The following is a 23,621-nucleotide window of genomic DNA, read 5'->3' on the forward strand; positions in this document are numbered from 1 at the left end:
TCAGTTCTCCAGCACGGGGCTGAACACCCGTGGCGCACTGTGTTTGGGCAGATGGATCAGGTTGAGGTTGTGGCGGCGCGCCCATTGCAGGGCCAGGCCGGTGGGCGACGACAGGCTGACCAGGGTCTGGATGCCGGCGCGCAGGACTTTCTGGATCAACTCCAGGCTGCAGCGGCTGGTGACGATCGCCAGGCCACCGTCGAGGCTGATGTGCTGGCGCAACAGGGCGCCGATCAGCTTGTCGAGGGCGTTGTGCCGGCCAATGTCTTCGCGGCCCAGCAGCAGTTCGCCCTGGTTGTTCATGAACAATGCCGCGTGTACCGCACCGCAGTGCTGGCCCAGCGGCTGGAAAGCATCGATGCGCTGGCGCAGACCGTCGAGCCAGTGCGCGGGCGGCAGCGGGGCGCCAGGCAACACCTTCAGTTCCGGCAGCGCTTGTTCCAGGGCTTCGACCCCGCACAGACCGCAGCCACTGGTGCCGGCCAGCTGGCGCCGCTGGTTTTTCAGGTTCCAGAAGGCGCGGCTGGCGATTTCCACTTCTGCGCTGATCGCCGAGCCCCGGCCGGTGAGCTTGAGGTCATAGATGTCGTCAGGCGAAGTGATGATGCCGCTGCCGAGGCTGAAGCCGACGATAAAGTCTTCAAGGTCGGTCGGGCTCACCAGCATTACCGCCTGGTTGATGCCGTTGTAGGCAATGCCCAGGGCGACTTCTTCGGCCAGCGGCGTGCTGGCCTGGCTGTCATCGGTCAGGTGGCTGTAGTCATAGCGGTTGCTGGCCGCGGGCGCAGTCAGGGGGGCGGACGCCGCGCAGGCCGGAGGTGTTGTGCTCATTAGAGATACCGGCGGCTGGTCTGGTTTAAGCCTAGGCTTGCGCTCGGGTATCGTCTAATCGCTAATGCTGATGCCTTGATAGATGGCGTCGATCAGGCACCGCTTTGCAAGGCTTGGAATTCAGCCAGGCAGGCTTCGGCCAGGGCCGAGCGTGGCGCCGTGCGCCGCATGATCAGGCCCAGTGGCGCGAGGGTGCTGGCCTGTTCGATCGGTTGCAGGCGCAGCCGTTCGGTGAGGACTTCCAGGCCCGCTGCCAGTGGCATGATCGCGCAACACAAACCGCCGCCGACCGCCTGGACCAGCTGATGGACGGCATCGGTCTGTAGCAGCAACCGCGGCTCCAGCCCCCGGCTGTGAAAGTTGTGATCGATCGACTGGCGAAAGTGCATGCCGGCGGTCAGCAGGCCCAGCGGCAGTTCGGTCAATGCCTGCCAGCTTAAGGGCTGCTCGTCGAAGCGAAAATGATCTGGGTCATACAACAGGCCCATGCGGGTTTCACCCAGGGGCAGGGACAGAAAACGCTCGTGGTCCAGGCGTTCGAGGTAGGACACCCCCAGATCCAGACGGTTACTGGTCAACTGCTCAAGAATCTGCTCGGAGCTCAGCGCGCTGAGTTCGAAGTTCAGGTCCGGGTGGTGTTGGTGCAGGCGTTGCAGCAAGGGCAACGGATCGAAGCTCGACAGCGGCACTACGCCCAGGCGCAGGTTACCGACCAGGTGGCCGCGACAGGCGGCGGCTTCAGCATGCAGGCCATCGTAAGCCGCAATCACTGTACGCGCCCAGGCCAGCACCCGCTCGCCCTGGGCGGTGAAGCCTTCGAAGCGCTGGCCACGGTTGACCAGGGCCAGGTCCAGCTCTTGCTCCAGGTTGCGCAGGCGCATGGACAAGGTCGGTTGGGTTACATGACAGCGGGCGGCGGCTTGGCCGAAGTGGCGGGTTTCATCCAGGGCGATGAGGAATTTGAGTTGTTTGATGTCCATCGTCGCTCCGTGGCGCAAAGCAGGCGGAGCATTCTAACCTGTCCTAGACTCCAGGCTCCGAGATTCATCACCAAGGAGAGCGGTATGAGCATTTTCAGTTTCATCAAAGAGGCCGGTGAGAAAATCATCGACCTGCTGACCCCAGGTAATGCCAATGCCAGCGAGCAATTGCAGAAGCATGTGGAAGCGGTTGGCCTCGGCAACCCGAACATCCAGGCCACGGTCGATGGCGACAAGGTGACCGTCACCGGAGAAGTGGCCAGCCAGGAAGAAAAGGAGAAGATTCTTCTGGCGCTGGGCAACATTGCCGGCGTGGCTAGCGTGGATGACCAGATCACCGTGACCGGACCGGTCGTCGCCGCTGCGCGCTTTGTGGTGGTGAAGAAGGGCGATACCCTCAGCGCGATTTCGCTGGCGGTGTATGGCAACGCCAATCTGTACAACAAGATCTTCGAAGCCAACAAACCGATGCTCAAGCATCCGGACAAGATCTATCCGGGCCAGTCGCTGCGCATTCCCGAGTAATCACAAGCCTTCGAGTAGCGCCCGGTAGTCTTCGACTGCGGCGAACTCCTCGGTATCCCGCGGCCCTTTGCGGCTATCTGGCTGGCGCACCGCAAGCAGGTGCGCCACGCCAAAATCACGGGCGCTGCGCAGGATCGACAAGGTGTCGTCGATAAACAGGCTGCGCTCCGGCGTGAAATTGATATCGGCCTGCAAGGCTTCCCAGAACTGCGGGTTTTCCTTGGGGTAACCGTAGTCATGAGAACTGATCAGGCGTTCGAAGTAGGGCGCAAGTTCCACCCGTTCCAGTTTCAGCGACAGCGAGTCGCGGTGGGCGTTGGTGATCAGGATCACCCGCTTGCCGGCCTGCTTGATGGCCTGGAGAAAAGTGTCAGCGTCCGGGCGCAAGGCGATCAGGTGGGCGGTTTCCAGCTTCAGGTCGCGCACTGAAATATTCAGCTCGCGGCTCCAGAAATCCAGGCAGTACCAGTTCAGCGAGCCGGCGTGCTGCTCGAACAGGGGCTGCATTTCCAGCTCGGCCATCGCCCGGCTGATACCGTGCAGGTCGGCATAGCGCTGGGGCAGGTGCTCGAGCCAGAAGTGGTTGTCGAAGTGCAGGTCCAGCAGGGTGCCGTCCATGTCCAGCAGGACGGTGTCGATGGTGGACCAGGCTAAAACGGGCATATGAAATTCTCGGACAGTCAGGGCAGCGGTGGCCGGGCAAGCCACGGTATAGTAACCCGTTCACGCCCAGGAGCCGCCCCATGCGCCAGAAACCCACCGTCCTCTCCCGCGAAATTGTCGCCAGCAGCCGTCTGTTTCGGGTCGAAGCTGTGCAATTGCGTTTTGCCAATGGTAACGAGCGCACGTATGAGCGTCTGGTGGGGCGCGGCAACGGTTATGGTGCGGTGATGATTGTGGCGATGCTCGATGCCGAGCACGCGGTGCTGGTGGAGGAGTATTGCGGCGGTACCGACGAGTACGAGCTGTCCTTGCCCAAGGGCCTGATCGAGCCAGGCGAGGATGTGTTGGCGGCGGCGGACCGTGAACTCAAGGAAGAAGCGGGCTTTGGTGCGCGTCAGCTCGAGCACCTGACCGAACTGTCGTTGTCGCCGGGCTACATGAGCCAGAAGATCCAGGTGGTACTGGCCACTGACCTGTACGAAGAGCGCCTGGAGGGCGATGAACCGGAGCCGATGCGCGTCGACAAGATCAACCTGCGTGAACTTTCAGCGCTGGCCCAGCACCCGCAGTTTTCCGAAGGTCGCGCACTGGCAGCGTTGTACCTGGTGCGCGACCTGCTGACGCAACGTGGGGTGTTCAGCGCATGAACGACCAGCAACTGATGCAACAGGTGGTCGGCTTGGCACGCGAGGCGGGCAAGGCCATCCTGCCGTTCTGGCGCGCCGACGTCGCGGTAACGGCGAAAGCCGATGATTCGCCAGTCACTGCTGCTGACCTGGCCGCCCATGAAGTGATTGCCAAGGGTCTGCAGACGTTGGCCCCGGCGATTCCGGTGCTGTCTGAGGAGGACTGCAATATCCCCTTGAGTGAGCGTCAGCAGTGGCAGCGCTGGTGGCTGGTCGACCCGCTCGACGGCACCAAGGAGTTCATCGCCGGTACGGAAGAGTTCACCGTCAATATCGCCCTGATCGAGCAGGGCCGCGTAGTGTTTGGCGTGGTGGCGATTCCTACCAATGGCCGTTGCTACTACGGTGGCCAGGGCATGGGGGCCTGGCTTGAAAAAGCTGAGGGCGTGGCTGAAGCCATTAAGGTGCGCACCAGCCCACCTGCGGGGGAGCGCTTTACCGTGGTCGCCAGCCGTCGACATACCAGCCCAACGCAGGAAGCCCTGCTGGCCGGTTTGAGTACAGCGGTCGGTGAGCTTGAGCTTGCCAATATCGGCAGCTCGCTGAAGTTCTGTCTGTTGGCTGAAGGGGCTGCCGATTGCTATCCGCGCCTGGCGCCGACGTCCCAGTGGGACACTGCAGCCGCGCAAGGTGTGCTGGAGGGGGCTGGTGGGGAAGTACTCGACCTCGATGGCCAGGCCTTTGCCTACCCGCCGCGCGAGTCGCTGCTCAACCCCTTCTTCCTCGCCTTGCCAGCCGCCGCACCGTGGCGCGGCAAGCTACTGCAACTGGCTTCAACGATGTAGCACGTACTGGCCGCTGAACAGCACGGCGGCCTCATCGCTACCCGCATTGCTGACCCGGGTGTGCAGGTTAAGGCGCGCCCGGCCGCGACGCTGGTAAGTGGCAACGAAGCGTTCCCAGACTTTCTCCTCCGGCGCTGCGCACACGGCGATGGCCGCGCCGGTGACCGGCAGCGGATAGCTGATCTGTCCTTCCTGAATGACGATATGACCATCGTCGATGCCCGCCTCACGCAAGCGCAGGTGCAACCAGCCCCATCCGACCAGCACGGCAGCGCAGTACAGACTGCCGCCGAACATGGTGCTCTTGTGGTTGACATTGGCGGCCAGCGGCAACTGCAGGCGCAGTTGCTGGTGCTGCCAGTCGAGCACCTGCAAGCCCATTTCGCGGGTCAGCGGAATGTCGCCGTGCAGCACAGATTCCAGGTAGCGGCTGTCCGTGGTCATGGGCGGTTATCCTCCATTTCGTCAGGGCTGGTATTGCTGTCGGCGAAGCTCAGGCCATGTTTGCGCAGTTTGTCGTGCAGGGTCTTGCGTGGAATACCCAGTGCTTCGGCAAGGCTGCGCATGGAGCTGTGCGGCTGGGCCAGTTCGGCGGCGATCAGCGAGCGTTCGAATTGCTCGACCTGGTCGCTGAGGTTGCCGCTGGTGGCAGTGACCGGTTGTTCGTGGGCCGGCGCAGGCGCCTCACCGTCCAGCGCCAGCTCCAGCCCGAGGGCGAAGCGTTCGGCGGCATTCTGCAGTTCACGTACGTTGCCTGGCCAGTTGTGACGCAGCAACAGCGCGCGCTGTGCCGGCTGCAAGCTGTTCGCTGGCAGACCGTGGCGTTCGCTCGCGGCATCGGCGAAATGCTGGAACAACACCAGAATGTCATCGCCGCGTTCACGCAGCGGCGGAATGCGCAGCGGTGCGACGTTCAGGCGGTAGTACAGGTCGGCGCGGAAACGCCCCTGGTCGGCGGCCTGACGCAGGTCTTCCTTGGTGGCGGCGATGATGCGGATGTCCAGCGGGATCTGCTGGTTACCGCCCAGACGTTCAACCACGCGCTCCTGCAGCAGACGCAGCAGCTTGACCTGTACGTCCAGGCTCATGCTCTCGATTTCGTCGAGGAACAGCGTGCCGCCATTGGCAAACTCGAATTTGCCGATCCGGCGTTTCTGCGCCCCGGTGAATGCCCCCGGCTCGTGGCCGAACAGTTCGCTTTCGACCACCGATTCGGCCAGGGCGCCGGCGTTGATCGCCACGAACGGGCCGTCGCGACGGCTCGACAGGTCATGCAGGGCGCGGGCGACCACTTCCTTGCCGGCACCGGTCTCGCCGAGGATCAGCACATCGGCGCGGGTCCCGGCGAGAGCGCCGATCTGCTCGCGCAGGCGCAGCATGGGGGTGGAGTGACCGACCAGGCGGGTACTCAGTTGCTGGCGGTCGCTCAGGGCCAGGCGCAGGCTGCGGTTGTCCAGCACCAGGCGGCGCAGGGCCAGGGCGCGGCGCACGCTGTCGAGCAGGGCGTCGCTGGCGAAGGGTTTTTCGAGAAAATCATAGGCGCCGGCACGCATGGCCTGGACCGCCAGCGGCACATCACCGTGCCCGGTAATCAGCAGCACCGGCAGTTCCGGGTCCTGGGCGTGCACCTGTTGCAACAGCTGCAGACCATCAATGCCAGGCATGCGGATATCGCTGACCAGCACGCCGGGCCAGTCCTGTTCAATGCGTGCGGCCAGGTTCTGCGCATCGCTCAGCGACAGGACGTTGAGACCGGCAAGATCCAGGGTCTGGCTCAGGGCCTGGCGCAGGTGCGGGTCGTCGTCGACCAGAATCACCTGTACGCGGCTGTCGATGAGCGGCTCGGTCGTCATGCCGATGGGTCCTCCGAAGTTTGCAGGTTGGCGCCGGGCTTGGCGACGCGCAGCTGCAGGGTAAGCAAGGCGCCACCTTCCGGGTGGTTGCCGAGCAGCAACTCGCCGCCCAGCGCGCGCATCAAGGTATCGCAGATCGCCAGGCCCAGGCCAAGCCCCTGGGTACGCGTCTTGGTGGTGAAAAACGGCTCGCGGGCACGGGCCAGCGCTTCGCTGGTAAAACCCGGGCCGTTGTCGCGAATGTACAGGTAGACGTTGCCGTCGCGCTGTTCGGCACTGAGTATGAGTTTACGCGGGTTGGCTTTTTCGGTCAGGGCATCGAGGGCGTTGGCCAGCAGGTTGCCCAGCACCTGGCGCAGGCGGGTTTCGCCGGCCTGGACCCACAGCGTAGCGTCCGGCAGGTCGCGCACCAGCTCCACCGCCATGGCACGGCGGCGCTTGGCCAGCAGGGCCAGGGCGTCATCCAGCGCCGGCTGCAGCGCTACGCTTTCCGGCGCATGCCTGTCACGGCGGGCGAAGGCGCGCAGGTGGGCAATGATCGAAGCCATGCGTCCGGTCAGTTCGCTGATCAGTTTGAGGTTGCTGCGGGCGTCGTCGGTACGCTGGTGATCGAGCAGGATCTCGGCATTTTCGGCATAGCTGCGGATCGCCGCCAAGGGCTGGTTGAGCTCGTGGCTGATGCTTGCCGACATGGTTCCCAGCACCGACAGTTTGCCGGCCTGGACCAGCTCGTCCTGGGCGCGCACCAGTTCCTGCTGGGCTTGCTCGCGCTCCAGTACCTCGTCTTTCAGGCGGCTGTTGAGCCCTTCGAGGTCGGCGGTGCGCTCAATCACGCGCTTCTCCAGCTCCTGGCGGGCATGCGCCTCGAAGTCGATACGGTCCATATAATGGCGTCGGCGTTGCATCATCAGGCCCAGCAACAGCATCAGTACCAGCAGAGCGGCGGCGCCGATGGCGACCACGGTGTTCACCGAGCGGTCGATCAGGGTTCGCGGGGCAAGGATGCTGACCTGCCAGCCGGTTTCCTCAATCGCCTGGGTCTGGATCAACCAGGCCGCCTGGTCAAGGTTCAGTGGCTGCGGGGCCTGGGTCGGATAGGGTTGGATGGCGGCAATCGCTTCGCGTTCGGCATCGCTCAGCGGCCGGGTGGCACGAAAGCGCCAGTCCGGACGTGAAGTGAGGATCACCACGCCGTTATGGTCGGTCAGCAGCAACTGCTCAGGCGTTTTGCCCCACAGGGTTTCGGTGTGGTCCAGATCGACCTTGACCACCAGCGCGCCGATGATCTGCTCTCCATCGCGCACGGCAGCGGCGAAGAAATAGCCGCGCTTGGCCGAGGTCGTGCCCTGACCGAAGAAGCGCCCCAGGCGTCCGGCAATCGCTTCGGTGTAGTACGGGCGGAAGGCGAAGTTGCGACCGACGAAGCTGTCGTGCTTGTCCCAGTTGGATGCCGCCAGGGTATTGCCCCGGGCGTCCATCAGGTACATGACTTCGGCGCCGGTCTGGGTGGCGATGTCCTTGAGCAGACGGTTGGCGTTGGTCAGGGTTTCCAGGCGCAGTGGATCGGCCAGCACTGCGCGCAGGGCGGGCAGGTCGCCAAGGATCTGCGGCAGCGTTTCATAGCGGTGCAGGGTGCCCAGCAGGTTGGCGACGTACAGGTCCAGGGTCTGGCGGTTCTGGCCGGCCAGTTCACCTTGGTAATAGTGTTTGGCCAGGTGCTGCAAGGGCCAGAGCAAGGGCGCCAGGCATACCGCCAGCAACGCCAGACTGCGCCATCGAGGGCGGCGGGGAAGAGGTGGAATCTTGGTCATGGTAACTGCGCCAGAATGATCTGGCGCATTATGCGCTACTTCAGGCAGTCGATCAGCGCTTGCTGCCAATGCGGTTGGCTGACCTGCCACTCGCGTTGCAGGCGGCTGCAATCGAGGCGCGAGTTGAGCGGGCGACGGGCCGGGGTAGGGTACTCGCTTGAAGAGATCGGGAGCAGCTCGGCGCACGGCAGCCCCTGGGCCTTGAGTTGCTCGCCGATGGCCTGGGCAAAGCCAAACCAGGAGGTTTCACCCTGAGCGGTCAGGTGGTAGGTGCCCCACGCGCCAGCCTGGCCTGCCTGCCAGCGTTCGATCAGAGCCCGGGTGCTCAGCGCGATGGTACCGGCCCAGGTCGGCGCGCCGATCTGGTCAGCGACGATGCGTAGTTCAGGCTTTTCCTGCAGCAGGCGCTGCATGGTCAGCAGGAAGTTACGCCCATGGCGCGAATACACCCAACTGGTCCGCAGGATCAGGTGCTCGCCACCGACCACGGCAATGGCCTGTTCACCGGCCAGCTTGCTGCGCCCGTAGACGCCCAGCGGATTGGGCACATCGTCTTCGGTGTAAGGGCCGTCCTTGCTGCCGTCGAACACGTAGTCAGTGGAATAGTGAATCAGCGGGATTCCCAGCTTCGCGGCTTCTTCGGCGAAGATGCCTGGTGCCTTGGCATTGATTGCAAACGCCAATTCCGGCTCGCTCTCGGCTTGATCCACTGCCGTATGAGCGGCAGCATTGATGATCAGGTCAGGCTTGAGCGCCTGCACCCGCTCGCGGATGCCGTCGGGGTGGGCCAGGTCGAGCTGGTTACGACCCAGGACGTGCAACTGGCCAAGGGCGCCCAGGTGCTGTTGCAGCTCCCGGGATACCTGGCCGTGATGGCCGCTGATCAGGATATTCAGTCGGCGTGCAGTCATGGGAGCAGGTCCAGCTCTTTCAGCGATTTACCGGCTTGGTCCTTGGCGGACAACTGCGGTGCTTCAGTCAGTTGCCAGTCGATGGCCAGGTCTGGATCATCCCAACGAATGCAACGTTCAGCGGCCGGGTTGTAGTAGTCGGTGGTTTTGTAGAGAAATTCGGCGCTGTCGCTCAACACGACGAAACCGTGAGCGAAACCTTCCGGTATCCAAAGCTGGCGGCGATTGTCGGCAGACAGCCTTACCCCGACCCACTGCCCGAAGTGCGGGGAACTGCGGCGGACATCGACAGCGACATCCAGCACTTCACCGTGGGTCACGCGAACCAGCTTGCCCTGGGTATTTTCCAGTTGATAGTGCAGCCCACGAAGTACGCCTTTCTGCGACTTGGAGTGGTTGTCCTGGACAAAGGTTGTGCAAACGCCGGTTTTTTCTTTGAACGCCTCGGCGTTGAAACTCTCGTAGAAGAAACCGCGGTCATCGCCGAATACTTTCGGCTCGAGGATCAGTACACCCGGCAGATCAGTAGTAATTACGTTCATTAATGTTCTTCAGCCAAGGCATAGAGGTATTGTCCGTAGCCGGTCTTGCCGAATGCCTTGGCACGTTCCAGCAAATGCGAGCGATCGATCCAGCCTTGCTGGTATGCGATCTCTTCAAGGCAGGCAACCTTCAAGCCCTGCCGATGTTCGATGGTCTGCACGTACTGCGAGGCTTCCAGCAGGCTGTCGTGGGTACCGGTATCGAGCCAGGCAAAGCCGCGACCGAAACGCTCCACACGCAGATCGCCGCGTTGCAGGTAGGCGTTGTTGACGTCAGTGATTTCCAGCTCGCCGCGGGGCGACGGTTTGACGTTCTTGGCTATTTCCACCACATCGTTGTCGTAGAAGTACAGACCGGTCACCGCATAGGGTGACTTGGGCCTGGCGGGCTTCTCTTCGATCGACAGCGCGCGGCCGTGTTGGTCGAAGTCGACAACACCGAAGCGTTCCGGATCCTTGACCAGATAGCCGAACACCGTGGCACCAGACGGCTGCTTGATGGCACGCAACAGTTGTTCGCTGAAGCCCTGGCCGTGGAAGATGTTGTCGCCCAGGATCAGGCAGACCGAATCGTCGCCAATGAATTCTTCACCGATCAAGAAAGCCTGGGCCAGCCCATCCGGAGAAGGCTGTTCGGCGTAGCTCAGTTCGATACCGAACTGGCTGCCGTCGCCCAGCAGCTGTTTGTATTGGGGCAGGTCGTACGGGGTGGAAATCAGCAGGATTTCCCGAATACCGGCGAGCATCAGCACCGAGATCGGGTAGTAGATCATCGGCTTGTCGTAGATCGGCAGCAGTTGCTTGGAAACACCCAGGGTGATGGGGTGCAGGCGGGTGCCGGAGCCTCCGGCCAGAACGATACCTTTGGTCATGCAATAAGATCCTTGAAGTCGCTGGCGCCCAGGCGTTGGCCTTGATAACTACCATCTTGAACCCGCTGGCACCATTCCAGGTTGTCCAGGTACCACTGCACAGTCTTGCGCAGGCCGGTTTCGAATGTCTCTTCCGGGACCCAGCCCAATTCGCGCTCGATCTTGCTGGCGTCGATGGCGTAACGCTGGTCGTGGCCAGGGCGATCCTGAACGTAAGTAATCAGGTCGGCATAGTTGGCAACGTCTGCCGGACGCTGTGGCGCGAGCTCTTCGAGCAAGGCGCAGATGCCCCGGACCACATCGATGTTCTTCTGTTCGTTGTGCCCACCGATGTTATAGGTCTCACCGACCTTGCCCTCGGTAACCACCTTGAACAAGGCACGGGCATGATCTTCGACGAACAACCAGTCGCGTACCTGCAGGCCGTTGCCATAAACAGGCAGGGGCTTGCCGGCCAGCGCATTGAGAATCACCAGCGGAATCAGTTTTTCCGGGAAATGGAACGGCCCGTAATTGTTCGAGCAGTTGGTGATCAGTACCGGCAGGCCATAGGTGCGCTGCCAGGCGCGGACCAGATGGTCGGATGCCGCCTTGCTCGCAGAATAGGGCGAGCTTGGCGCATATGGCGTGGTTTCGGTGAACAGGTCATCGACGCCATGCAGGTCGCCATACACTTCGTCGGTGGAAATGTGATGGAAACGGAACGCTGCACGCTCCTGCGCTGGCAGTGTCAGCCAGTAGGCGCGGGTCGCTTCCAGCAGGCTGTAGGTGCCGACGATGTTGGTTTGAATGAAGTCTGACGGCCCATCGATCGAGCGGTCGACGTGCGACTCTGCCGCCAGATGCATGATTGCATGGGGCTTGAATCGCTCAAGCACCGCGCTGACGGTTGCCTGATCAGCAATATCGGCGCGGACGAATTCATAGCGGGTATTGGTCGCGATGCTGGTGAGCGATTCCAGATTGCCGGCATAGGTCAGCTTGTCGAGGTTGAGGACCTCGTGCTCGGTATTGTTGATCAGGTGACGCACCAGCGCCGAGCCAATAAAACCGGCTCCGCCGGTTATGAGTATGCGCATATCCAGTGACCTTTGATGAATCTTATGATGATCTGCTCAAGCCTAGCTTGCGGGCAAACCGGTGCAAGGCAGTTACGCCGCCACGGCAGGGTACTGCGGTACACCTCGTTGTTCATCGCTTTTTCCTCGCCGTACTTGCTTATCGGCAGAAGCGGTGGCGATATAAGCAACAAAAAAATGAGGTCTCACCATGCCGCTCAGTACCCTGCTCCACCGCTCCAGCCAGCCTTGTCCCGACGTCAGCGAGCAGCAGGCGCTACGGGTATTGCAGGAGCACTATGGGCTCAGTGGTTCTTTGCAGCCTTTAGGTAGTCAGCAAGACCTGAACTTTCGTGTCGATAGCGCCCAGGGGCGCTATGTGCTGAAAATCTGTCACGGCGATTATACCGTTGCTGAACTGGAAGCCCAGCATGCCGCTCTGAGCTACTTGCTCGAACGTGGTTTACCGGTGCCCGCCGTGATAGCTGCAGGTTCGGGAGAGCAACTGCTGGCGCTGGACCTGGACGGCCAGCCCCTGCGTGTACGCCTGCTCGACTACATCGAAGGGCAGTCGTTGACCCGCCTGAAGTACATGGCCCCGCAATTGGTCGCTGAGTTGGGCAGGCTGTGCGCGCGCATCGACCAGGCGCTGGCCGGATTCACCCATCCAGGACTTGAGCGCACGCTGCAATGGGACCCACGCCATGCCCCGGCCCTTATCGCTCATCTGTCGCCAGTACTCTCCGACGGGCCGCGCAAGGCGCAGTTGCTAGCCGCCACCGCCAAGGCCGAGCAGTGCTTGCAACCATTGATCGAACAATTGCCGATGCAGGCCGTGCATCTGGACATCACCGATGACAACGCTGTCTGGCAACGTGACGAGCAGCGGCAATGGCAGTTGCAAGGGGTCATCGATTTCGGTGATCTGCTGCACACCTGGCGAATCGCCGACCTGTCGGTAACCTGCGCGGCCTTGCTCCATCATGCCGAGGGCGATCCGCTGCGCATCCTGCCTGCCGTCCAGGCCTACCATGCGCTCAATCCACTGACCGAAGCCGAGCTCAAAGCCCTTTGGCCGCTGATCGTCGCACGCGCTGCGGTGCTGGTGCTCAGCAGTGAGCAGCAGTTGAGCGTCGATCCGGGCAACGGCTACATTCGTGACAACCTCAGTCACGAATGGGAAATCTTTGACGTCGCCACCAGCGTACCGTTCGAACTGATGGAAGCGGCGATTGTGCAGGTTGCCGGTTTCGATCTGCCCGCATTGCCGCTGCAGGCCAGCCTGCTGCTACCTGGCTTGCAGGCCAGCACCGTTACCCCCGTGGACCTGGGTGTATTGAGCAGTCACTTCCAGGCCGGCAACTGGGAACAGCCCGGTATCGACCAGCAGCTGTTGCGCGAACAGGCCGGAACACAAGGTGCAGCCTGTTCGCTCTACGGTCAGTATCGTCTGTCGCACACCCATATCGACAACCCGCAAGAGCCGCGTACTTTTGCGTTGCACGTCGAGCTGCAGGTGGCGGCGACTACCGAGGTGCAAGCGCCTTGGGCGGGGGTCTGGGTGCAAACGGCAGAGGGGCAGGGCTGCCTCAAAGGCGAGCAGTGCAGCTTGTGGTTGCGCGGACTGGAGGATGCGCCTGACTCGGGGACGCAATTGAACCCAGGGCAGCGCCTGGGGCAGACCGACGGAGTCTTGCGGATCCAGCTGTGCCGGGTCGCGGATCTGTATCCGCCGTCTTTCGTTGTGCCGTCGCGAGCTGCCGCCTGGCAGGCACTGTGTCCGTCGCCGCAAGCATTGCTGGGGTTCACCTGTGAGGCCGAGCCGCTGGTCGATGCGCAACAATTGCTGGAGCGCCGCGACGCCAGCTTTGCCCGCTCGCAGAAGCACTATTACGAGCAGCCGCCGCACATCGAACGCGGCTGGCGCAACTACCTGATCGACATGCAGGGGCGCTCGTACCTGGACATGCTCAACAATGTCGCGGTACTCGGCCACGGTCATCCACGCATGGCCAGCGAATCGGCACGGCAGTGGTCGCTGGTCAACACCAACTCACGCTTCCATTACGCGGCCATCGCCGAGTTTTCCGAGCGGTTGCTGGAGCTGGCGCCTGACTCCATGGACCGGGTGTTCCTGGTCAACAGCGGTACTGAGGCCAACGACCTGGCAATCCGCCTGGCGTGGGCCTACAGCGGTGGCCGCGACATGCTCAGCGTACTGGAGGCCTATCATGGCTGGTCGGTGGCCACCGATGCGATTTCCACCTCGATTGCCGACAACCCTCAAGCCCTGAGCACCCGGCCTGACTGGGTGCATCCGGTCATTGCACCGAACACTTACCGCGGCGCCTATCGCGGCGAAGACAGCAGCGCCGAGTATTTGCGCGATGTCGATGCCAAGCTGCAGGCTTTGGCTGCCGAGCAGCGTCAATTGGCCGGATTCATCTGTGAGCCGGTGTACGGCAACGCCGGCGGCATCTCCCTGCCAACGGGTTACCTGCAGCAGGCGTATGCCAAAGTCCGGGCCGCGGGTGGTGTATGCATCGCCGACGAAGTACAGGTCGGCTACGGGCGGCTGGGCGAGTATTTCTGGGGCTTCGAGCAGCAAGGTGTGGTGCCGGACATCATCACCATGGCCAAGGGCATGGGCAACGGCCAGCCCTTGGGGGCGGTGATCACCCGTCGGGAGATGGCCGAAGCGCTGGAGGCCGAGGGTTACTTCTTCTCCTCTGCTGGCGGCAGCCCGGTCAGTTGCCGGATCGGCATCGCCGTACTCGATGTCATGAAGGAAGAGGGCTTGTGGGACAACGCCCGCGACGTTGGCAGGTATTTCAAGGCGCGCCTGCAGGCATTGGTCGATAAACATCCGCTTGCCGGTGCAGTGCATGGCTCGGGCTTCTACCTGGGCCTGGAGCTGATACGCGACCACAGCACCCTGGAGCCGGCCAGCGCAGAAACCACCACCCTGTGCAACCGCCTGCGCGACCTGGGGATCTTCATGCAGCCTACCGGCGACTACCTGAACATCCTCAAGATCAAGCCGCCGATGTGCACGACCCGTGAAAGCGTGGACTTCTTCGTCGACAGTATCGACAGGGTCCTGTCAGAAGAGCTCTAGCCCGTGGGCTGACAGCCGGTTAAGTCGATTGTTATCGACTTAACCGGCTTTTTTGCGCCTGAATATTTTGGTTGTCGGCTTTTAAAGTCGATATTTATCGGATATAAAGTCGACCATCACCCAGCAATCTGTCATCGGTCGTCTGCACGGTCAGCCGGCCCAGTCATCCTTCGAGGAGGTTTTCATGAGCCGCACCGTTACCGTCGCCGCCACCCAGATGGCGTGCTCCTGGGATCGTCAGGACAACCTGGCCACCGCCGAAAAGCTGGTCCGCGAAGCCGCGGCCAAGGGCGCGCAGATCATCCTGATCCAGGAACTGTTCGAAACCCCGTACTTCTGCCAGAAGCCGAACCCGGACTACCTGCAGCTGGCTACCCCGGTTGAAACCAACGCCGCTATCGAGCATTTCCAGGCATTGGCCAAAGAGCTGCAGGTTGTGCTGCCGATCAGTTTCTTTGAACTGGCCGGGCGCGCGCGTTTCAACAGCATCGCGATCATCGATGCCGACGGCAGCAACCTCGGTGTATACCGCAAGACCCACATCCCGGATGGTCCTGGCTACCACGAAAAGTATTACTTCAACCCGGGCGACACCGGCTTCAAGGTCTGGCAGACCCGCTACGCCAAGATCGGCGTCGGCATCTGCTGGGACCAGTGGTTCCCAGAGTGCGCGCGCAGCATGGCGTTGCTCGGCGCCGAAGTGCTGTTCTACCCGACCGCCATCGGCAGCGAGCCGCATGACAAGACCATTTCCTCGCGTGACCACTGGCAGCGTGTGCAGCAGGGCCACGCCGGTGCCAACCTGATGCCGCTGATCGCCAGCAACCGTATCGGCACCGAAGAACAGGACGGCTACGACATCACCTTCTACGGCTCGTCGTTCATCGCCAACCAGTTTGGTGAGAAAGTGCAGGAGCTCAACGAGACCGAAGAGGGCGTGCTGGTGCATACTTTCGACCTCGACAAACTGGAGCACATCCGCAGCGCCTGGGGCACGTTCCGTGACCGCCGTCCAAACCTGTACGGCCCGGTCAAGACCCTCGATGGCGCGCTGGAATCCTGATCATTCAATGACCTCGACGCAGGCCTCGATGCCTGCGTCGGACACTGCAAAGGTTTACTCATGAAGACCCTGACCAGCACCCCACGCGCCGACGGCTTCTACATGCCAGCCGAATGGGCGCCGCAAACCCAGGTATGGATGGTCTGGCCCGAGCGTCCGGACAACTGGCGCCTGGGCGGCAAACCGGTACAGGCCGCACACGTGACGCTGGCCCAGGCCATCGCCCGTTTCGAGCCGGTGACCGTGGCCGTTTCTGCCGCCCAGTACGACAATGCCCGTGCCCGTCTGGACGGGCCGAACATCCGTGTAGTGGAAATCAGCAACGACGACGCCTGGGTGCGTGACACCGGGCCGACTTTTGTCATCAACAACAGCGGCGAAGTGCGCGGCGTTGACTGGGGCTTCAATGCCTGGGGCGGCTTCGAAGGCGGGCTGTACTCGCCCTGGAACCGTGACGAGCAAGTGGCCAGTAAAGTCCTCGAGATGGAACGCTGCCAGCGCTACCACACCGAAGGCTTCGTGCTTGAGGGCGGCTCGATTCACGTCGATGGTGAAGGCACCCTGATCACCACCGAAGAATGCCTGCTCAACCACAACCGCAACCCGCACCTCAATCGTGAGCAGATCGAAGCGGTGCTGCGTGATCACCTGGCGGTGGACACCATCATCTGGCTGCCCGATGGCCTGTACAACGACGAGACCGATGGTCACGTCGACAACTTCTGTTGTTACGTGCGCCCGGGTGAAGTGTTACTGGCCTGGACAGATGATCCGCAAGACCCCAACTACGCGCGTTGCCATGCCGCACTCGAAGTGCTGCAGAACAGCCGTGATGCCAAAGGACGCACGTTTACTGTGCACAAAATGCCGATCCCGGGACCGCTGTTCGCCACTGAAGACGAGTGTGCGGGTGTCGATCCGGTGGCCGGTAGCCAGGAGCGTAACCCGTCGGTTCGCCTGGCCGGGTCCTACGTCAACTTCCTGATCGTCAACGGCGGCATCATTGCGCCGAGCTTCGACGACCCGGCAGATGCCGAGGCTAGAGCGATTCTGGCGCGGGTGTTCCCGGAGCATGAAGTGGTCATGATCCCGGGCCGCGAGATGCTTTTGGGGGGCGGCAACATCCACTGCCTGACCCAGCAGCAACCGGCACCGTTCAAGGGCTGAATCCAAGCCATAAAAAAACCCGTCTTCGGACGGGTTTTTTTATGGGCGGGCGACGATCGGCGAGGCGCGCTGGCACATCTCTTGTATTTGTTTTGCATTGTATTTCAAGCGGATAGGGCAGCGTCGTTCTGTCACAAAGTTTGAGTAGTTTGCCGCTCACGGCCCAGGGAGTATGTGTCGAAATGAATGCAGTAAGTGAGCCGGCTTCGCCCTCATCAGCAGTGAATCACGAGGCCCTTCAGCGGGTAGCCCAGTGGTTGAAAGACAATGGAGCAATCCGCGGCAGGAAGTCCGATCAGCGCCGCTCGTTGCTGGCCCGTTACCCGACGGGGCTGATCACCGACGCAGAGCTTGAAGCGCTGCTGGGTGTCTGGCACGGCTGAGTGGTATCTGCCAAGAACAAGCCCGATTTCTGAATCGGGCTTTTTTTCGGGTGCTAGTTAAGTACAGCTGTCGGTCAGGCGCGTTCTTGCAGAATGAAGCGGCAGGCGATTCTGCCTTCATTGACACAAGGAAGTAGTTCTATGGCCACTCATCGAGAAAAATCTTTCATAGCTACCGTCTCGTCGGAGATCGGGACGCTTGGACATTTCCGGCAGTTGCATGCGGAAAGTCTTGTAGATCCATTTACCAGGGACACGTGGGCCTTTACTCCCTCTTTTGCTCCCCATTTTCTCGGCCATATAAGTGAAGACAGACCTGTACAGCCATTGCAATGGTATTTCCGGTCGACCGACGCCGGTTATGTGATTTACACGAGAAGCGAACATTTTTTCGGTAGCTACATCGGTTATGGCGCCGGCTACTTTGGTGCTTTCAGCACGAAAGCGCAAAGCCGATCCAGGTTCCGCTTCGAGCCTGTCGTTGGTGAAGAAGGCAGGCATGGGGTAGTGATCGGAGAAGGGGATGAGGTAATCACCAGGCTGGTCTCACTGGACACAGGCGAACCGCTTTGCCTGCGGGAAGATCTCTTTAAATATCGAAGTTCGAAAAGCTGGCAGTCAAAGCGCTGTAGCTACATTGCCGCTGATGGCGGTGAACCGCTCCACCTGCGCCTCAAAATCGTTCAGACCCATGCACCTTACCTGGATAATCCTGATGAAGTCTGAAGGCGCAACCGCCTGCTATGGCGTTGCTTGCGCTTGGGTATAGAGAGCAAGAGCGGCAAACCGAATGTTTGCCGCCCTTCCCGGTCGGGAAAAATCAGAAACTATAGGTACCGGTAACCACCAGACTGCGTGGATCACCGAACTGGATCTGCGCGGCGCTGGTGGCCGAGCTGTAGTAGGTCTTGTCGGCGATGTTGTTCAGCGCCGCGCGCAGGTCCCAGTCCTTACTGCGGAAGCCCGCCAGGGCGTCCCAGCGGCCGTAGCCTGGCAGTACGGCGGTGTTCTGGTTGTCGGCGTAGCGTTCGCCGACCAGGGTCAGGCCGGTTTCACCGTACCAGCCCATTTCCGGCTTCCAGGTGACGAACAGACTGCCGTTGCGTTTGGCGACGTCACTGACACGGTTGCCTTCAAAACCATTGTTGTCCTCGACAATGGTTGCATCCTGAATACCGATACCACCGCGCACATACCAATTGCCGACGATGTTGCCGGTAGCCGTCAGCTCCACGCCGCGCGAGCGTTGCATGCCGGTAAGCAGGGTGATGCTCGGGTTGTTCGGATCGCTGGTGCGACGGTTGTAGAGCTCAAGTTCGTAGATCGCCAGGGTGGTGCTCAGGCGCTCGTCGAGCCAGTCGCTCTTGACCCCGATCTCCTTCTGGCGAGTCTCTTCCGGGCTGGTTTCGTTGCTGTTGCCGGCCGCACCCGGGGTGATACCGATCAAGCCACCGCCTACCGGCGAGAAGGTCTTGCTCCAGGAGGCATAGAAGGAGTGCTCTTTCCACGGTGAATAGACCACACCCAGGCGTGGGCTGGTGCTGTTGCTGTCCTGCTTCTCGGAAATGCCCTTGATCTTGTTGGTGGTCTCCACTTCGAACTGGTCGAAGCGCACACCGGCCAGCACCTGCCACTGATCGTTCAGGCGTAATTGATCCTGGATGTACAGGCCACGGCTATCGACCACGGTGTGGTTGTTGCTCGATAGCGCCATTGTGCCGTTGTGCTGCAGATGGCGGTTGGGGTTGTCCAGGTCCACGCTTGGCACCGGGCTGGCACCGGGCCCCTTGGTGGCGGCGTTGTAGAGCATTGGATCGCGGCGCTGGTTGCCGAACTCAATGCCGGTCAGCAAGGTGTGCTGCAGGCCGAAGGTGTCGAAGTCGCCTTCCAGCTCGAGGTTGTTGAACAGGTTGCGAGTGTTGAGGTCTTGCTGCCAGCGTTGCCGGGTGACCTGATTGGTCTTGGCGTTGTAGCCGGTCTGGTAGGTATTGTCGAAGTCGCTATTGAGCTTGAACAGGCCCAGGGTGTGGCGCACCTGCCAGTTTTCATTGAGCTGGTAGTTCAGGCGCGAGCGCAGCGATTGCGCCTTGTCGTCGATGAAATCGCGCTGAGTGTCGCCGTAGGTGGTGTCGCGACCGACATCGGCCGGGCGGCCATTGACACTGGGGATGCCACGATCAGGGGTACGGTTGTAGCGGCTGTATTCGTATTGCACCAACCAGTTGAGGTCCGGGGTCAGCTGCCAGCTCATGGACGGGGCGAACAGCTGGCGGCTGCCGTCGATACCGTCGCGGAAGCTGTTGTTGTCCTGGTTACCCATGTTCAGGCGCAGGCTGATGTTTTCCGACGGATCGGCACTGAGGTCGGCGTACAGGCTGCGCAGGTCTTCGCTGCCGCCTTGCGCTTCGATGGTCGAGCGCCGGCCGGCTTCCGGCATCTTGCTCACGCGGTTGACGATCCCGCCTTGGCTGCCGCGTCCGTAAAGCACCGCAGCCGGGCCCTTGAGCACTTCGATGCGCTCGATGTTATGCAGGTCGCGCACGTACTGGCTATCGTCGCGGATACCATCCAGGTAGAAATCGTTGCTGGCATCGAAGCCGCGGATGCGCACGCTGTCGAAGCGGGTGTCGGCACCGTTGCTGACGTTGGGGATGCCGCTTAGCGCCTTGCCCAGATCGCTGGTGCCGTAGTCCAGGACGTTGCTGGTTTTCACCGAGTCGATAGCCTGGGGAACGTAGCGGGCCGGGGTGGAGGTACGGGTAGCGGTACTGACTTCCTTGACCCGTGGATCATCGCGATCACGATCGCTTTCGGCGGTCACCGAAACTTCAGGCAGGGTGGTTGTGGCGGCCAGCGCCAATCCGGAACTCAGAAACAGGGACACACCCAGGGTCAAGGGTGACAGGCGGCAAGGGGCAGGCATCAAGGACATCCGAAGGGGGTTGGGTAGCAGACGAAAAGGGGAGTGAAATTTTGCGCGGATGATAATGCTTGCTATTTACTTGTGTTAATCGTTTCTCATTTGCTCTTACTGTTTTGTATTTCAAATTGTTGCGGTGGTGCCTGTCTGCGGCGATTTGACTCAATTATCAATCCAAGTTCACGAATTTTTGACATGCTGATCCGCACACGGATAGGATTCGGTCAACGCCTGTAGGCCCATAGGCCAAGAGTCCAGAATAAAAGGCCCGCTGCGATCACTCGCAGGCGGGCTTTTATTTTTTGACCCGCGAGCGTCAACCCACGCAGGGGGCGTGGTTTTTGGCGTAGGCCACAGAGCGTATTTGACTACGTAATAAGGAAAATAAAATGTTGAAAACCAGGATCAGCCTGATCGCGCTGGGGCTTATGGCGGCGACTCAGGCTTCGGCCAATGACCAGGCCTCTTCAAAGGGCTTCATCGAAGACAGCAGCGCCAGCCTTTTGCTGCGCAACGCTTTCATCAACCGCGACAAGAAGCACGACACCCAGGATCAGCGCGAATGGGGTCAGGCCTTCATCGGTAAATTCTCCTCCGGCTTCACCCAGGGCACCGTCGGTGTCGGTGTGGATGCTTTCGGTCTGTACGCTGTGCGTCTGGACGGTGGTAAGGGTCACAACGGCGGCGCCGGTATCGACTTCTTCAAACCAGCAGATGGCGACTCGCCAAGCAACCCGCAAAATTCCCCGCACAACCTGGCCCGTGGTGGCGCCGCGGTCAAATTCCGCGTCTCCAACACTGTACTGAAGTACGGCGACCAGATGCCGGAACTGCCGGTACTGCAATACGACGACGGCCGCCTGCTGCCAGAGAGCTACACCGGTACCCTGATCACCTCCAAGGAAATCCAGGGCCTGGAACTGAACGCCGGCCGTTTCACCCAGGAAGCGCGTAAAAGTGCTGAAGGCCGTGACAGCGGTGGCCTGAAGTCGATCAACGTATTTGGCGGTAGCTACAAGTTCACCGAGAACCTGTCGGCCTCCCTGTACGGCTCCGACGTCGAAGACGTGCTGAAGAAGCAGTACCTGGGCGTCAACTACGTTCACCCGCTCGCGTCTGACCAGTCCCTGACCCTGGACTTCAACGGCTACAAGACCAAACTGGATCGCGAGTTCGCCACTGACGACCGTCGTGACAACACCATCTGGAGCCTGGCGGCAACTTACGGTTTCGGCGCGCACTCGGTGACCATCGCGCACCAGCGCAGCACCGGTAACACCGGCTACAACTACGGCTTCTACCAGAACGCCGGTGGCGTGGGTGATGGTGGTTCGACCATCTACCTGGCCAACTCCTACTGGTCTGACTTCAACAACGAAGACGAGCGTTCCTGGCAGCTGGCCTATGGTCTGGACTTCGGCGCCTTCGGCGTACCGGGCCTGACCTACAAAGTGGCCTACGTGCGTGGTGACCACATCAACACCCGTGGCTTCGGCGAAGGTGAAGAGCGCGAGATCTTCAACCAGTTCAAATACGTAGTTCAGGAAGGCCCGGCCAAGGACCTGTCCGTCAAACTGCGTAGCTCGTTCCTGCGTACCGACACCAGCATGCGTCAGGCCGAACTCAACGACGACGGTAACGAAGTCCGCGTGTTCATCGAGTACCCGATCAGCATCCTCTGATTGCTGTTTGCGTCTCCAGCAACCCCGGCCTAGGCCGGGGTTGTTTCTTTGTGGCGTAGCACCGGCTTGATTGCCGGCGCCTCACCCGTCTCTGGCTCGAAACTGTCGCTACGAGCCATCCGCCACATCCGTGCATAGAATTCACTGTCGATCGAGCCGCTGAGCAACTCACCGGGCTTGAGGAACACATGCAGCTGGGAAAACAGGCGGATTTCGCTGGCGCTGATGCGCCGGACCAGGTGTTTAGGCTTGAGCTGTGACGGATGCTCAAGACCTGCGGCGGCGAGCATCTCGGCCAGGGCATGCAGGGTGTTGCGGTGAAAACTGTAGACGCGCTCGGCCTTGTCCGGCACCACCAGTGCGCGTTGTCGCAGCGGGTCCTGGGTCGCCACCCCTGTGGGACATTTGTTGGTGTGACAGCTCTGCGACTGGATGCAGCCAATGGCGAACATGAAACCACGCGCCGAATTGACCCAGTCCGCACCGATGGCCAGTACGCTGGCGATATCGAAGGCACTGACAATCTTGCCGCCCGCACCAATGCGCACCTTGTCGCGCAGGTTCAGCCCCACCAGCGTGTTGTGTACGAACATCAGCCCTTCGCGCATCGGTACGCCGATGTTGTCGCTGAACTCACGCGGTGCGGCGCCGGTACCGCCCTCCTTGCCGTCGACGACGATGAAGTCCGGAACAATGCCGGTCACCAGCATGGCCTTGGCGATGCCCATGAATTCCCAGGGGTGGCCCAGGCAGAACTTGAAGCCCACCGGTTTACCGCCAGACAACTCGCGCAATTGCGCAATGAACTGCAACAGCTCGACCGGCGTGCGAAAGGCACTGTGCGCTGCCGGTGAGATGCAGTCCTCGCCGACCTCCACCCCGCGGGTAGCGGCGATCTCGCTGCTGACCTTATGCCCGGGCAGTATCCCGCCATGTCCAGGCTTGGCACCCTGACTCAGCTTGATTTCGATCATTTTCACCTGCGGGTCGCGGGCCTGCTCGGCAAAACGTTCGGGGTCGAAACGGCCAGCGGCGGTGCGGCAACCAAAATAGCCGCTGCCGATTTCCCAGATCAGGTCACCGCCGTGCTCACGGTGATACGGGCTGATACTGCCTTCCCCGGTGTCATGGGCGAAGCGGCCGCGCTTGGCCCCTTGATTGAGCGCGGCAATGGCGTTGGCGCTGAGGGCGCCGAAGCTCATGGCCGAGATATTGAAGATCGAGGCGGAATAGGGTTGGCGACACTGCGGACCACCGATTGCGATACGGAACGAGGCGGGATCCGGGGTTTCCGCTGGCAGCATCGAATGGCTGATGAACTCGAAGCCGGGTCGGTACACATCGTTGAGCGTACCGAAGGCTTTCTCGGCGCTTTCATTCTTGGCCCGGGCGTAGACCAGCGAGCGCTGGGCGCGCGAGAACGGCAGCTTGTCGTCATCGCCCTCAAGCAGGTACTGGCGAATTTCCGGGCGGATGGTTTCGATCAGGTAACGGATGTTGCCCAGAATCGGATAGTTGCGCCGTACCGCATGGTGGCTTTGGCGCAGGTCGTTCAGGCCAACCAGGCTGAGCAGGGCGCAGATCAGGGTGAAGGGCCAGAGCCAGGCATGACTCGCAAGAAAGGGCAGGCTGATGCAGGTGAAGAGCAGGCAGCCGGCCAGACAGGCGTAGCGGCTGGGAAGCGAAGCTTTCATGAATCTTCCACTGATATGAGAGATCCTGCCAAGGATAGGGCAAGCGCCCGGGCGGAAAACCCGTGAAATCAGTAAAA

General features: G+C 61.3%; 21 protein-coding genes. 9 read left to right on the forward strand and 12 right to left on the reverse strand.

Annotation, left to right across the window (positions count from 1 at the left end; all coding sequences use genetic code 11):
* Entirely contained in the window at nt 1–831 is an 831-nt protein-coding gene (fdhD, locus tag ACVI9W_RS13855) for a formate dehydrogenase accessory sulfurtransferase FdhD (protein WP_038605652.1), read from the reverse strand.
* Between the two features lie 92 nt (nt 832–923).
* Nucleotides 924–1,811, reverse strand: coding sequence for a LysR family transcriptional regulator (locus tag ACVI9W_RS13860; RefSeq protein WP_038605654.1), 888 nt, complete (start codon nt 1,809–1,811; stop codon nt 924–926).
* An 84-nt stretch (nt 1,812–1,895) separates the two neighbouring features.
* Between ACVI9W_RS13860 and lysM the strand changes: the two genes are divergently transcribed.
* Nucleotides 1,896–2,336, forward strand: a complete 441-nt coding sequence (gene lysM, locus ACVI9W_RS13865) for a peptidoglycan-binding protein LysM (protein WP_038605656.1) — start codon at nt 1,896–1,898, stop codon at nt 2,334–2,336.
* On the opposite strand, the gene yrfG is transcribed toward lysM, so the two are convergent.
* Nucleotides 2,337–2,999 (reverse strand): GMP/IMP nucleotidase, encoded by a 663-nt coding sequence (gene yrfG, locus ACVI9W_RS13870; RefSeq protein WP_461530299.1) that lies wholly within the window; start codon nt 2,997–2,999, stop codon nt 2,337–2,339. It lies immediately after the preceding gene.
* Nucleotides 3,000–3,079: 80 nt separating this feature from the next.
* Here yrfG and nudE point away from each other — a divergent pair, with 80 nt between their 5' ends.
* Complete coding sequence (gene nudE, locus ACVI9W_RS13875; RefSeq protein ID WP_038605661.1) at nt 3,080–3,646, forward strand: ADP compounds hydrolase NudE; 567 nt, start codon at nt 3,080–3,082, stop codon at nt 3,644–3,646.
* Nucleotides 3,643–4,470 (forward strand): 3'(2'),5'-bisphosphate nucleotidase CysQ, encoded by an 828-nt coding sequence (gene cysQ / locus ACVI9W_RS13880; protein ID WP_038605663.1) that lies wholly within the window; start codon nt 3,643–3,645, stop codon nt 4,468–4,470. The genes nudE and cysQ overlap by 4 nt, the downstream gene beginning before the upstream one ends.
* Here the strand turns inward: cysQ and ACVI9W_RS13885 are convergent.
* Genes ACVI9W_RS13885 through rfbB form a run of 7 tightly spaced genes read right to left on the reverse strand, consistent with a single transcriptional unit; the run spans nt 4,459 to nt 11,538 of the window.
* A complete protein-coding gene (locus tag ACVI9W_RS13885) occupies nt 4,459–4,914 on the reverse strand; it encodes a YiiD C-terminal domain-containing protein (protein WP_038605666.1) in 456 nt (151 codons plus the stop codon). The genes cysQ and ACVI9W_RS13885 overlap by 12 nt on opposite strands.
* Nucleotides 4,911–6,323 (reverse strand): sigma-54-dependent transcriptional regulator, encoded by a 1,413-nt coding sequence (locus ACVI9W_RS13890; protein WP_038605669.1) that lies wholly within the window; start codon nt 6,321–6,323, stop codon nt 4,911–4,913. Before ACVI9W_RS13890 ends, ACVI9W_RS13885 begins: the two co-directional genes overlap by 4 nt.
* Complete coding sequence (locus ACVI9W_RS13895; RefSeq protein ID WP_461530300.1) at nt 6,320–8,134, reverse strand: sensor histidine kinase; 1,815 nt, start codon at nt 8,132–8,134, stop codon at nt 6,320–6,322. Before ACVI9W_RS13895 ends, ACVI9W_RS13890 begins: the two co-directional genes overlap by 4 nt.
* 35 nt (nt 8,135–8,169) lie before the next feature.
* Nucleotides 8,170–9,045 (reverse strand): dTDP-4-dehydrorhamnose reductase, encoded by an 876-nt coding sequence (gene rfbD / locus ACVI9W_RS13900; RefSeq protein WP_461530301.1) that lies wholly within the window; start codon nt 9,043–9,045, stop codon nt 8,170–8,172.
* On the reverse strand, nt 9,042–9,587 hold the full coding sequence (gene rfbC / locus ACVI9W_RS13905; RefSeq protein WP_461530302.1) for a dTDP-4-dehydrorhamnose 3,5-epimerase: 546 nt from the start codon (nt 9,585–9,587) through the stop codon (nt 9,042–9,044). The genes rfbD and rfbC overlap by 4 nt, the downstream gene beginning before the upstream one ends.
* On the reverse strand, nt 9,587–10,459 hold the full coding sequence (rfbA, locus tag ACVI9W_RS13910; RefSeq protein ID WP_461530303.1) for a glucose-1-phosphate thymidylyltransferase RfbA: 873 nt from the start codon (nt 10,457–10,459) through the stop codon (nt 9,587–9,589). Before rfbA ends, rfbC begins: the two co-directional genes overlap by 1 nt.
* Nucleotides 10,456–11,538, reverse strand: coding sequence for a dTDP-glucose 4,6-dehydratase (gene rfbB, locus ACVI9W_RS13915; protein WP_461530304.1), 1,083 nt, complete (start codon nt 11,536–11,538; stop codon nt 10,456–10,458). The genes rfbA and rfbB overlap by 4 nt, the downstream gene beginning before the upstream one ends.
* Nucleotides 11,539–11,728: 190 nt before the next feature.
* Here rfbB and ACVI9W_RS13920 point away from each other — a divergent pair, with 190 nt between their 5' ends.
* From ACVI9W_RS13920 to ACVI9W_RS13940, 5 genes are all read left to right on the forward strand, one after another.
* A complete protein-coding gene (locus ACVI9W_RS13920; protein WP_461530305.1) occupies nt 11,729–14,635 on the forward strand; it encodes an aminotransferase in 2,907 nt (968 codons plus the stop codon).
* A gap of 184 nt (nt 14,636–14,819) precedes the next feature.
* Complete coding sequence (gene aguB / locus ACVI9W_RS13925; RefSeq protein WP_461530306.1) at nt 14,820–15,698, forward strand: N-carbamoylputrescine amidase; 879 nt, start codon at nt 14,820–14,822, stop codon at nt 15,696–15,698.
* 60 nt (nt 15,699–15,758) lie between these two features.
* Complete coding sequence (gene aguA / locus ACVI9W_RS13930) at nt 15,759–16,865, forward strand: agmatine deiminase (protein ID WP_461530307.1); 1,107 nt, start codon at nt 15,759–15,761, stop codon at nt 16,863–16,865.
* 182 nt (nt 16,866–17,047) lie between these two features.
* On the forward strand, nt 17,048–17,248 hold the full coding sequence (locus tag ACVI9W_RS13935; protein ID WP_422415500.1) for a hypothetical protein: 201 nt from the start codon (nt 17,048–17,050) through the stop codon (nt 17,246–17,248).
* A 141-nt stretch (nt 17,249–17,389) separates the two neighbouring features.
* Nucleotides 17,390–17,974 carry a hypothetical protein gene (locus tag ACVI9W_RS13940; protein ID WP_461530308.1) on the forward strand — a complete coding sequence of 195 codons (585 nt, stop codon included), beginning with the start codon at nt 17,390–17,392 and terminating at the stop codon, nt 17,972–17,974.
* A gap of 94 nt (nt 17,975–18,068) precedes the next feature.
* Here the strand turns inward: ACVI9W_RS13940 and ACVI9W_RS13945 are convergent, their stop codons facing one another.
* Complete coding sequence (locus tag ACVI9W_RS13945; RefSeq protein WP_461530309.1) at nt 18,069–20,171, reverse strand: TonB-dependent receptor; 2,103 nt, start codon at nt 20,169–20,171, stop codon at nt 18,069–18,071.
* Between the two features lie 386 nt (nt 20,172–20,557).
* Here ACVI9W_RS13945 and ACVI9W_RS13950 point away from each other — a divergent pair, with 386 nt between their 5' ends.
* Nucleotides 20,558–21,850: an OprD family porin gene (locus ACVI9W_RS13950; protein WP_461530310.1), complete on the forward strand. Its 1,293-nt coding sequence runs from the start codon at nt 20,558–20,560 to the stop codon at nt 21,848–21,850.
* A gap of 29 nt (nt 21,851–21,879) precedes the next feature.
* On the opposite strand, the gene ACVI9W_RS13955 is transcribed toward ACVI9W_RS13950, so the two are convergent.
* Complete coding sequence (locus tag ACVI9W_RS13955) at nt 21,880–23,544, reverse strand: FMN-binding glutamate synthase family protein (RefSeq protein WP_461530311.1); 1,665 nt, start codon at nt 23,542–23,544, stop codon at nt 21,880–21,882.
* Nucleotides 23,545–23,621 lie beyond the last annotated feature (77 nt).

The organism is Pseudomonas sp. 210_17 TE3656, assembly GCF_054821965.1.